This window comes from Flavobacterium sp., from assembly GCF_041911335.1.
GTDB lineage: Bacteria > Bacteroidota > Bacteroidia > Flavobacteriales > Flavobacteriaceae > Flavobacterium.
The window spans coordinates 24,163-34,366 of the sequence record NZ_JAYRPD010000018.1 but is presented as its reverse complement, the minus strand read 5'-3'; the positions used below and the strand labels follow the sequence as shown (position 1 = coordinate 34,366).

The window sequence follows — 10,204 nt, the reverse complement described above, 5'->3', positions numbered from 1 at the left end:
ATTTACCTGTCTCAACAATATCATCAAAAGATGTATCTGGCGGGATCACAATTTTGCAACTTTGTTTTGCTTATCTATTAATACTATTTAAAAGATAAAATTATTCATACTTTTAGAATAGAGCAAAGATATGAGCGGGACCAGGAGTCTTTATGGAATGCTGAACGGCTGCTTCTAATCTTTTTTAACATTATACCTTATATATATTGTATGGATTTTATTATTCGTTTATATTTGCACCTTATAAATTTTAAACAATGATAAAAGTTACTTTACCCGACGGGTCGGTTAAGGAGATGGCTCAAGGAGTTACTCCAATGGATGTTGCGAAAAGCATTAGTGAAGGTTTGGCTAGAAACGTGATTTCGGCTTCCTACAATGGTACCACTATTGAAACGACGACGACCTTAACGACGGACGGTACACTTATATTATATACGTGGAATGACAAAGAGGGTAAAAAAGCTTTTTGGCATTCGACTTCGCACGTAATGGCGCAAGCTTTGGAAGAAATTTTTCCTGGAATTAAATTAACACTTGGACCTGCGATTGATAATGGTTTCTATTACGACGTGGATTTTGGTGATAAAAAAATTACAGATGCTGATTTCAAAAAGATTGAAGATCGTGTGTTAGAAATTTCAAGAGAGAAGCATGAATTTAAAATGCGTTCTGTTTCAAAAGCGGAAGCATTGGAGATTTATAAAAATAATGAATACAAAACCGAATTGATTTCGAATTTAGAAGACGGAACGATAACGTTCTGCGATCATTCGAACTTCTTTGATTTGTGTCGTGGTGGTCATATTCCGAATACGGGTATTATCAAAGCGATGAAAATTTTATCGGTGGCGGGTGCTTACTGGAGAGGTGATGAAAAGAACAAGCAGTTAACTCGTGTTTACGGAATTTCATTCCCAAAACAAAAAGACTTAACAGATTATCTTGAATTATTAGAAGAAGCAAAACGACGCGACCATAGAAAATTAGGAAAAGAATTAGAATTATTCCATTTTTCACAAAAAGTAGGTCAAGGTTTGCCGTTATGGTTACCAAAAGGTGCTGCTTTGCGCGATAGATTAGAGCAATTCTTGAAAAAAGCACAGAAAAAAGCTGGTTACGAGCAAGTAGTAACTCCTCATATTGGAATGAAAGATTTGTATGTGACTTCTGGACACTATGCTAAATATGGTGCGGATAGTTTCCAACCGATTAACACTCCTGCGGAGGGCGAAGAATTCTTGTTAAAACCAATGAACTGTCCACACCACTGTGAGATTTACAATGCAAGACCTTGGTCGTACAAAGATTTACCAAAACGTTATGCTGAATTTGGAACAGTATATCGTTATGAGCAATCAGGTGAATTGCATGGTTTGACTCGTGTTAGAGGATTTACTCAGGATGATGCGCATATTTTCTGTACGCCTGATCAATTGGATGCTGAGTTCAAAAATGTAATCGACTTAGTATTATATGTATTTGGATCTTTAGGATTTGAAAACTTTACGGCTCAGGTATCGGTTCGTGATTTAGATAATCCGGATAAATATATAGGTAGCGTTGAAAACTGGGAAAAAGCTGAAAATGCAATTATCAGTGCAGCGAAAGATAAAGGATTGAATTATGTGATTGAAGCTGGAGAAGCGGCTTTCTATGGTCCGAAATTGGATTTCATGGTGAAAGATGCTTTAGGTAGAAGTTGGCAATTAGGAACTATTCAGGTGGATTACAATTTACCAGAGCGTTTTGAATTGTCTTATAAAGGTGCGGATGACAAGTTACATCGCCCAGTTATGATTCACAGAGCGCCTTTTGGTTCGATGGAACGTTTTATCGCTATTTTATTGGAACACACGGCAGGAAATTTCCCAATTTGGTTGATGCCAGAGCAGGCTATAATCTTGTCTTTGAGTGAGAAATATGAAAATTATGCGAAAAAAGTTTTAGATTTGCTAGAAAATCACGAAATTCGCGCCCTAATTGACAACCGAAACGAAACAATCGGTAAGAAAATTAGAGAAGCGGAGATGAACAAATATCCGTTTATGCTGATTGTTGGCGAGGAAGAAGAGAAAAACGGAACGATTTCTGTGAGACAACGCGGACAAGAAGGAAAAGGAAATATATCGGTTACTATTGAGCAATTTGCGGCAATGATAAACGAAGAAATCAATAAAACATTAAAACAATTTTAAGTTTAACTAAAATCTTAAAGCCATAGCAATTAGAAACAACAGAGGTTTTCAACCTCGCGAAGAGAAAAAAGCAGCGCACCGTATCAACAATTTGATTCGTGTTCCTGAAGTACGTTTAGTAGGCGAAAACATTGAGCCTGGAGTTTACAAAATAGCGGAAGCCCTTCGTTTAGCTGAAGAGCAAGAAGTTGATTTGGTAGAAATTTCTCCAAATGCTGAGCCACCCGTTTGTAAATTGATGGATTATGGTAAGTTTTTGTACCAACAAAAGAAGAGAGATAAAGAACTTAAAGCAAAATCTACTCAGATTGTAATTAAGGAGATTCGTTTTGGACCTCAAACAGATGAGCATGATTATGAGTTTAAGAAAAAGAATGCCCTTAAGTTTTTACAAGATGGTGCTAAATTAAAAGCATTTGTATTCTTTAAAGGACGTTCGATTATCTACAAAGAGCAAGGACAAATTTTATTGTTACGTTTGGCTCAAGAATTGGAAGAATATGGTAAAGTAGAAGCCATGCCAGTTTTAGAAGGAAAACGTATGATTATGTACATTGCTCCGAAAAAGAAAAAGTAAGCAGTTAGCAGTCGCAGTGTTCAGTAGTTAATCTGAAAACAGAGACTGAAAACTAAAAAATAATAAGTAAGATAGATTATAAATACAGGAAGAAAATGCCTAAAATGAAAACAAAATCTAGTGCTAAGAAACGATTCAAAGTTACTGGTTCTGGAAAGATCAAAAGAAAACACGCTTTTAAAAGTCACATTTTGACTAAAAAATCTAAAAAGCGTAAATTAGCTTTAACTCACTCTACATTGGTTCACCCAACAGACGAGAGAAGCATTAAACAACAATTGAATATTATTTAATTCGTTGTTTGGTTAAAACAATTTAGTAACCCTGGAGTGGGCTGAACGAAGTAAAAAGTACAAAGTAAAAAGTACAAAGTGCGGAGTTTATAAGTGTTGAGAAACCGCCTTACTGCAAAAAACATTTAAAATTATGCCAAGAGCAACAAATTCAGTAGCTACTAAAGCTAGAAAAAAAAGAGTATTAAAACAAGCCAAAGGTTTCTTTGGAAGACGTAAAAACGTTTGGACTGTAGCTAAAAACGCGGTAGAAAAAGCAATGGCTTATGCTTACCGTGATAGAAAACAAAACAAAAGAAATTTCCGTGCTTTATGGATTACGCGTATCAATGCTGGTGCACGTTTACATGGTATGAGTTATTCTCAATTTATGGGAAAAGTAAAAGCTAACAATATCGAATTGAACCGTAAAGTTCTTGCTGATTTAGCTATGAACCACCCAGCTGCTTTCACAGCTATCGTTAACAAAATTAAATAATTACGTCTAACTCAGTTTATCTTACTTATATATTAAACCCCGATGAAAATCGGGGTTTTTTATTGGGTGTTGGTTTGATTGGCACGGAATGGGATTTTGCGCTATCGGGTTAGTAGCCTTTTTTTCACCATACTATATCACCATTAGATAGTATTTTTTTTGCGTAATGTTTATTTTTAATTTTGGCAAGTGTTATAAGTTCAGGATGATTTCTAACATATTTTCTTTCATAGTATGTTTCCTCAATTTCAAACTCAATAATTTGAAATAATCCAAATTCTTTTTCAACAGAATCAGGATGAATGGCAAGGTTATCGGTTTCCAAATCATTGCCAACACTTGGATAAATTATGCAGTCATAGTTAAATGAAGGATTTGGATCATTTCTTACTTCAAGAATTCTTTCTGAAAAGAGAGCACTTATAAAATACTCATAATGATGTGAAATTGGTTTTGTGAATTCTCTTCCTAACAATTTGAAATAATGCCGTGACCATTCTACAAAGAGTTGTGAATTTTTTTCACTGTATTTTTCAAATGCTGCAGTAGCTTTTTGAACTCCTTCATTGATTAGTATTGCTCTTTCACTGTGTGAAATGGGATAAGAAATTATTTCTTTTTCAGTTTTCGTTTTCCATAATCCTACCGTAACAATCTTATCTTTTGGAGGTTTAATTTCTTTTAATGCTGAATCAATGTTTTCAGCCGAATACAGAACATTAGTTAGTGGAGTATTAGCTCTATTGTATTTGTTAATTTCTTTTACGATGTCTAATGAAGGATATTTTAAATACTTTATATTATTCAATCGCTGATTCTTCTTTGTTACCCATTCGTTAACTACAAGTCGGTAAGTATGATATACGGCTAATTTATTTGATAATAAAGGAATATAATTGAAAGCGTAATTAATATAGTTTTTAAAATTTTCGAAGTCATCAGCAGTAAATGATGAATAATCTAATTTTTGAAGCTTAAAATCAAGTTCTTCATAAAATTTGAAAACCTTTCTGAATTCTATTTCTTCAGCTTCCGTGATTTTTTGATTATGAAGTAATTTATAAGATATACTTTGTTCTTGGGTAATATGCATGCCACTATTCCACCTTTTCAAAAGAGGAATTTCTGGCAAGTCTCTAAAATTTAATTGCCAATCTGGTCTACTCATGTTCTTTAAAATGGCCACTAACTTGTTTATATCACCAAATATAAACATCTTTTATAAATTATTTCTTAATAACCTTCCCCAGAATTCAATACCTTTACACTTTAAAAACAATACTTTGAATACGACCAAAACCATCACCGGCTTTCATCCAAAAAACAAACATACCGGAAACTATGATTTTAAATCGTTAGTTAAAGCTAATCCCGAATTGGCTCCGTTTGTGAATATCAATACACATGGAATAGAGACGATTGACTTTGCTAATCCGGATGCCGTAAAAATGCTAAACAAAGCGTTGTTAATGCAGTATTATGGTTTGAAAAATTGGGATATTCCAAAAGATTTTCTTTGTCCGCCTATACCAGGACGAGCAGAGTATATTCATCAAGTAGCCGATATTTTAGAAAATATGTATGGCACGCTTCAAACGAAACATAAAATTCGCATTTTAGATGTCGGAATTGGTGCTAATTGTATTTATCCGATTATTGGTGTTGCAGAATACGATTGGCGTTTTGTGGGTAGCGAAGTTGACAAACAAGCTTACGAAGCTGCTCAAGAAAATATCAATTCGAATCAGAAATTAAAAGAAAACGTTACGTTGCGATTGCAAACTTCTAAGCGAAATATTTTCAAGAATATCATTCTTCCAGAAGACAAATTTGATTTGACGATTTGTAATCCGCCTTTTCATAGTTCTAAAGAAGAAGCAAATAAAGGCACCATTCGCAAAAATAAAAACTTAGGTATTGAAGATTCGAAAAAACCAACTTTAAACTTTGGTGGCGTAAATAACGAATTATGGTGCGAAGGTGGCGAATTAGCGTTCATCAGCAATATGATTTATGAAAGTGTGCATTTTAAAGCGCAATGCAAATGGTTTTCGTCTTTAGTTTCTAAAAAAGATAATTTGAAACCCTTGCTTTCACATCTTAAAAAAGTAAAAGCAACCTACCAAATTACAGAAATGAAACATGGGAATAAAGTGAGTCGAATTTTGTTTTGGACGTTTAAGGAGTAATAGGTTTTAAATTTTTTCAATAGTTCTCGATACATTTTGTATTTATAAATCTTAGGATTTAGAAATACAAAACACTCGAAATGACGAAAGAGTAATACATTAACAAATAACATTATGCAAGAATTACATAAGCTTTTAGATCAATTACAATCGGATATTTCGTCTTTTGACAAAGTGAATTTAGCGGTTTCTTCGGGAAGTGTGGGTTGGCATATTGCGCATAGCTTAAAAACGATTGACCAAATTGTTACGGCTTGTAAACATTCAAATCCGTCGGAATATCAATGGCATTTTAATTTTAAACGCTTTTTGATTATGTCAGTAGCGAAAAAAATTCCAAGAGGAAAAGCAAAAGCTCCAAAAATCGTTAGACCTGAAGGTGACATTTCTCCTGAAACTTTGGCTTTAAGTTTAGAAAGCGTGAGAGAAAATATAAAAAATTGGAAAAGTTTGGATAAAAATGTGCATTTTCCACATCCGTTTTTTGGAGTTTTAAATAAGAAAGAGACAGAAAAATTCTTGATATTACACACCAAACATCATAAAATGATCATCAATGATATTTTGAAATCATGAATTTATAATGCAAAGTATGTTTAGTATAAGAACAATCAATACTAACAAAATTACTATTTTATAATTACACATCTTCGTCTTTTCCAACTGCTTGATTTTTAAACACATAAAGTTAATTTTAAATCGTTTAGTTTTAAAAATCTTGGTACGAAATGCAATATTTTGTATACGAATAACAACAAAGCTACTATAAAGTAGCTTTTTTATTATAACTTAATTCTTTTAGGAAATATTACTTTTTATTACAGATTACGTTTTCAACTTTTTCTTTCTTGCTGCCGGAAACAACACATTATTCAAAATCAAACGATAACCTGGCGAATTGGGATGTAAATCTAAAACAGTAGGCGCATCACCTACTCTATGTTGGTAATCTTCTGGATCGTGACCTCCGTAAAACGTAAACATTCCTTTTCCTTTAGTTCCGTGAATATAACGCGCTTCTCCATTAATTTTACATTCACCCATCACTAAAACATTCGATTTTATTTTTTCAGCATTAAAAGCAGTGGTTTGCCCCATAAAACCTTTTACTAATTGGGTGTGATTTTGGCACAACATCGTTGGAATTGGATCCCATTTTGCCGAATATTCCATTAAAGTAAAATAGTCTTTATCCATAGTAAAAGTACCTTTTCCGTGTTCTTCGGTAGTATCAATATCTGAGAATTCGTAAACCATTGGATTACGAACTAAAGTATAATCTTTAAAAGCAAACGTACTGGTGTAATCAATTTTAGCTTGATAATTAGCTTCTGAATCATCACCATCAAACATGGGTTCGCAAATATCAACACCTTCTGCTGAAAGCGCAATATCAAAACTATCGGTTGCCGAACACATCGCAAACATGAAGCCACCACCAATTACGAAATCTCTGATTTTTTTTGCAACTGCCAACTTTTCTTCTGAAACTTTATTGTAGCCTAACTTTTTAGCCAAGGCTTCAGCATCAGCTTTTTGTTGGATGTACCATGGAGTGCTTCTGTAATTTCCAAAAAACTTTCCATATTGACCTGTAAAATCTTCGTGATGCAAATGCAACCAATCATATAACAACAATTGGTCAGACAAAACTTCTTCATCGTAAATTTCGGTGTATGGAATTTCAGCATACGTTAACACCATAGTTACGGCATCGTCCCAAGGTTGTTTTCCTTTTGGAGTATAAACCGCAATTTTTGGAGCTTTTTCTAGCACAACCGTTTCCATATTTTGAGATGGCGAACTGATATCTTCTAGAATTGAATTTGTAGTGGCATCCGATAAAACTTCAAAAGTTACCCCTCGAATTTGACATTCTTTTCTGATTTCGGGTGCATCGGGTAATAAAAAAGAACCACCACGATAATTTAACAACCAACTTACTTTGTAACTTTTATCTAAAGCCCAATAGGTAATTCCATATGCTTTTAAGTGATTTTGTTGCCCTTCGGCTTCCATTGGTAACAATACAAAAGCTGCTTTACTCGAAAAAGAAGAAAGTAAAAAGAATATAATGTATAAGCTGAGCGCTTTAGATTTCATAGGTTGCGAATATAATCGACTAATTTAAAACATTTTCAGCAATTATCATTTATCGAAATGTTAAAGTGCTACCCCCGTAAAAATAACTGGTTTGAAAATCAGGTATTTTTACTCTTACACAGGAATATTTTTTGCTTTAGTTTTGATATGTATCAAAATAATAGAAAAGATGAACACAAACAGTAGTAATTTATCGTTAATAAACTCGAAAGAAATGAAATTGTTAGGTAGTATCCCATAAAGTGTGTAAGTAAGTATAATATTGCAGACGTTATGTATAAATAATATGAAGGTTTCAATACTATCTACTATGGATTATAAAGAGGACTCGTTGGATAACAATTCTTTGGACAAGGTTGTGTATTGTCATAAATTAAGTGATTTGCATCTATTAAATCTTTTCCATCAGTATCAACACCTACAAACATTAATTTTTGTGTTCCTGTTGTGTCAACTCCCATATAAGCTCTCACATTAACAACACCTTCTGTAGCTAATAATTCTGATAAGGCTTCGCCTGGAATTAAATGACCTTTTGCTAAATCTTTTGGAGGATTGTTTCTCCATGATTATGTCCATTTTTTAGCTTCATCGAGAATAATTGTAAAATCTGACATATTTTGAGGTTTTTTATAATTGAATTATAAATGTAGTAAAAAAAGTAATAAAAAAAACAGGCTGATAGCCTGTTTTTAACTTTTAATCTATTTTTTTTTTTAAAACGGAACATCTGAATCATCATCATATGAATTCATGGTGCTACCAAAAGCTTCATTTGGTGTTGGTAAATTTGGAGTAATAAAAGGATTATTATCATCCAAATTCATCTTAGACGGAAGTGCGTCAAAAGGCGAACTAAAATCATCTAAATTATCAAACTTTCCTAAGTTTCCAATGAATTTCAATCGGATGTTATCTAAACCACCATTACGGTGTTTTGCTACGATAAACTCGGCTTGACCTTGAGTTGGAGAACGTTCTTCATCATCCCATTCGTCAATTTTATAATATTCTGGACGGTAAATAAACGATACAATATCGGCATCTTGCTCAATTGCTCCTGATTCCCTTAAGTCAGAAAGTAATGGACGTTTACTCGATCCACGTGTTTCAACCGCACGAGATAACTGAGAAAGTGCAATTACTGGAACATTCAACTCTTTTGCTAATGCTTTTAAGTTTCGAGAAATTGTTGAGATTTCTTGCTCACGATTTCCTCCTCCTTTTCCGTTTCCACCTGCTGTCATTAATTGAAGGTAATCGATTACAATCATTTTGATGCCATATTGCGATGAAAGACGTCTTGCTTTTGCACGCAAATCGAAAATCGATAACGATGGTGTATCATCAATAAACAAAGGAGCTTTTTCTAAATCTTTAACTTTAATAGACAATTGCTCCCATTCGTGTTTTTCTAATTTTCCAGTTCTTAGTTTTTCAGAAGATAAACCTGTTTCAGACGAAATCAAACGTGTAATTAACTGTACAGATGACATCTCTAATGAGAAAAATGCTACTGGCGCACCATAATCGATAGCCATATTTCGAGCCATTGATAAGGTGAAAGCCGTTTTACCCATACCAGGACGAGCAGCCACAATAATTAAATCGGAAGGTTGCCATCCAGAAGTTAATTTATCTAAATTGTGAAATCCTGTTGGAATTCCGCTCAAACCTTCTTTTCCAGCAATTTCTTCAATACGTTTTTTTGCTTGAATTACTAAACTTTGCGCGGTTTCCGAACTACGCTTGATATTTCCTTGCGTTACTTCGTATAATTTAGATTCTGCCTTGTCTAATAAATCGAAGACATCGGTAGATTCATCATACGATTCTTCAATAATTTCGCTTGAAATTTTAATCAAACTTCTTTGGATGAATTTTTGAAGAATAATACGCGAGTGAAACTCAATGTGAGCCGAAGAAGATATCTTTTGCGTTAGCTGAATCAAGTAAAAATCACCACCTGAAAGCTCTAGTTTTCCGTTTTTCTTTAATTGAGCCGAAACGGTTAATAAGTCAATTGGTTGTGTTTCGTTAAACAACTGAACAATAGCTTCAAAAATGTACTTGTGCGCGTCTTTATAAAAGGCGTCTGGTTGTAAAATATCAATTACTTCATCTACCCCTTTTTTATCAATCATCATGGCACCAAGTACCGCTTCTTCTAGGTCTAACGCCTGAGGAGGTAGTTTTCCTTTTTCCAAATTGATAATCGTAGTTTTATCTACTTTTATCGGGTTCATATTTCTGACATTTTCCATATTGCGAAGTTAACCAAAATTTACAAAAAAACGTGTTGAGTTCTTAATACCCAACTGTTAATAACTTAAAAAAAATGTTGATAAGCCAAAAAAAATCCGAAA

The 10,204-nt window shown here is 33.6% G+C and carries 10 protein-coding genes; 6 read left to right on the top strand and 4 right to left on the bottom strand.

Features of this window, described 5'->3' with window-relative positions; translation table 11 throughout:
* The first annotated feature begins 257 nt into the window (after positions 1-257).
* The 4 genes from thrS (at position 258) to rplT (ending at position 3,546) form a co-directional block, all read left to right on the top strand.
* Positions 258-2,198, top strand: a complete 1,941-nt coding sequence (gene thrS, locus ACE3PD_RS01995) for a threonine--tRNA ligase (RefSeq protein ID WP_374399036.1) — start codon at positions 258-260, stop codon at positions 2,196-2,198.
* Between the two features lie 28 nt (positions 2,199-2,226).
* A complete protein-coding gene (gene infC / locus ACE3PD_RS01990; protein ID WP_084329735.1) occupies positions 2,227-2,775 on the top strand; it encodes a translation initiation factor IF-3 in 549 nt (182 codons plus the stop codon).
* 95 nt (positions 2,776-2,870) lie between these two features.
* Positions 2,871-3,068: a 50S ribosomal protein L35 gene (gene rpmI, locus ACE3PD_RS01985; RefSeq protein WP_026726127.1), complete on the top strand. Its 198-nt coding sequence runs from the start codon at positions 2,871-2,873 to the stop codon at positions 3,066-3,068.
* A gap of 133 nt (positions 3,069-3,201) precedes the next feature.
* Positions 3,202-3,546 carry a 50S ribosomal protein L20 gene (rplT, locus tag ACE3PD_RS01980; RefSeq protein WP_026726128.1) on the top strand — a complete coding sequence of 115 codons (345 nt, stop codon included), beginning with the start codon at positions 3,202-3,204 and terminating at the stop codon, positions 3,544-3,546.
* A 124-nt stretch (positions 3,547-3,670) separates the two neighbouring features.
* Here the strand turns inward: rplT and ACE3PD_RS01975 are convergent, their stop codons facing one another.
* Complete coding sequence (locus tag ACE3PD_RS01975) at positions 3,671-4,714, bottom strand: hypothetical protein (protein ID WP_374399033.1); 1,044 nt, start codon at positions 4,712-4,714, stop codon at positions 3,671-3,673.
* A gap of 115 nt (positions 4,715-4,829) precedes the next feature.
* On the opposite strand from ACE3PD_RS01975, the gene rlmF reads away from it, so the two are divergent.
* Together rlmF and ACE3PD_RS01965 are read left to right on the top strand one after the other, a co-directional pair.
* Entirely contained in the window at positions 4,830-5,735 is a 906-nt protein-coding gene (gene rlmF / locus ACE3PD_RS01970; protein ID WP_374399031.1) for a 23S rRNA (adenine(1618)-N(6))-methyltransferase RlmF, read from the top strand.
* A 114-nt stretch (positions 5,736-5,849) separates the two neighbouring features.
* Positions 5,850-6,311, top strand: a complete 462-nt coding sequence (locus ACE3PD_RS01965; RefSeq protein WP_374399029.1) for a DUF1569 domain-containing protein — start codon at positions 5,850-5,852, stop codon at positions 6,309-6,311.
* A 249-nt stretch (positions 6,312-6,560) separates the two neighbouring features.
* Here ACE3PD_RS01965 and ACE3PD_RS01960 read toward each other — a convergent pair whose 3' ends face one another.
* The 3 genes from ACE3PD_RS01960 to dnaB form a co-directional block, all read right to left on the bottom strand.
* Entirely contained in the window at positions 6,561-7,838 is a 1,278-nt protein-coding gene (locus ACE3PD_RS01960) for an asparagine synthetase B (RefSeq protein WP_374399028.1), read from the bottom strand.
* Positions 7,839-8,146: 308 nt separating this feature from the next.
* Entirely contained in the window at positions 8,147-8,311 is a 165-nt protein-coding gene (locus ACE3PD_RS01955) for a hypothetical protein (RefSeq protein ID WP_374399026.1), read from the bottom strand.
* A 243-nt stretch (positions 8,312-8,554) separates the two neighbouring features.
* Complete coding sequence (gene dnaB / locus ACE3PD_RS01950) at positions 8,555-10,102, bottom strand: replicative DNA helicase (RefSeq protein WP_374399024.1); 1,548 nt, start codon at positions 10,100-10,102, stop codon at positions 8,555-8,557.
* Positions 10,103-10,204: the final 102 nt, after the last annotated feature.